Consider the following 1,315-nt stretch of genomic DNA (forward strand, 5'->3'; position numbering starts at 1 on the left):
GCGCGGAGGACGTCGACCTCGGCTACCGGCTGCACACGGCGGGCGCCCGCTTCGTGCTGCGCCGCGACGCCACCGCGATCCATGTGCCGCATCCCAAGAGCTACGAGGAGAACATGCGGTCGGCCGCCGGCAACTACGCCTACTTCGCCGCGAAGTACGACACCCCGGTCGCCCATCTGGTGGTCGACCACCACTTCCACGAGATCGAGGACATCCTGCGCTCCCGCGGACTGGCCGACGGCGAGGTCACCGACCGGTTCGGCACGGAGAAACGCCCCATCGACCTGATGAACGACACCGCGCGGACGGCCGGGCAGCCGGCCGGCACCGGATCCGAAGGAGACCCGACCATGACTCCGCCCGTGCTCGGCGTGTGGACCTGGAAGGACCGCGAGGCGCGCCGCAGGGCACCCCGGGTGCTGGTCTTCTCGCCGCACCCGGACGACGAGGTGATCGCCTGCGGCGGCACCATCGCACGGTTCGCCGCCGAGGGCGCCCGGGTACGGGTGGTGTTCGCCACCGACGGCGCGATGTCCCACTCGGCGGTGCTGGGCATCCACACCGACCCGACCCCCGCCGAACTGCGCGAGACACGCCGCGAGGAGGCACGCTCGGCCGCCAAGGCGATGGGCCTGGACAAGGACGCGGCGCTGTTCCTCGACTACCCCGACACCGCACTCGCCGACCATCTGCCGGCGTTCCGCGAGGACGTGCTGAAGGTGCTGCGCGAGCACCGCGACGTCACCCATGTGTACCTCCCCCACGAGGTGCGCGAGCTCAACGCCGACCACCGGCTGACCGGCGAGACGGTGGTGTCCTGCCTGGCCGAACTGGGGCTCACCCCGCAGCTGTTCCGGTACGTGGTGTGGGACGAGCGCACCGAGGAGGAGTTCGGCTTCGTCAACCGCAACCCGGCGGCCGGCCGGGGGGAGGTCACCGAGCGGCTCGTGTCCTTCGACATCAGCGCCTACACCGAGCGCAAGCACGCGGCGTTCCGCGAGCACCGCACCCAGGTCGAGCTGTACTCCGCGCGCCAGACGCGGCCGGTGGTGCCGCTGCCGTTCCAGGAACGGGTGTTCGCGGCACGGACGGAGGAATTCTGGGTCAGCGAACCGGCCCCCGGGACCGACGGCGGCCCGGCCGGCGGACCCGGTACGGAACCGGCCACCGCGAACGGCACGGAATCGGCCACCGCCTCCCCCGCCGGCACGAAGGAGTGACACCCCGCCATGACGACCGTGACGGACGGCGCCCGAAAGCCCGCCCCTCTGCCCGCCCTGCGGCCGTTGTCCGAGTGGCCCCGCCTCACCTCCGC

At 72.2% G+C, this 1,315-nt stretch carries 1 protein-coding gene; it reads left to right on the plus strand.

Annotation, left to right across the window (positions count from 1 at the left end; translation table 11 throughout):
- Positions 1 to 1,220: PIG-L deacetylase family protein (locus CCN35_RS18430; protein ID WP_086793573.1), on the plus strand; the 1,220-nt coding region annotated here is incomplete at its 5' end.
- Positions 1,221 to 1,315: the final 95 nt, after the last annotated feature.

The organism is Streptomyces thermovulgaris (assembly GCF_002155915.1).
Taxonomy (GTDB): domain Bacteria; phylum Actinomycetota; class Actinomycetes; order Streptomycetales; family Streptomycetaceae; genus Streptomyces; species Streptomyces thermovulgaris.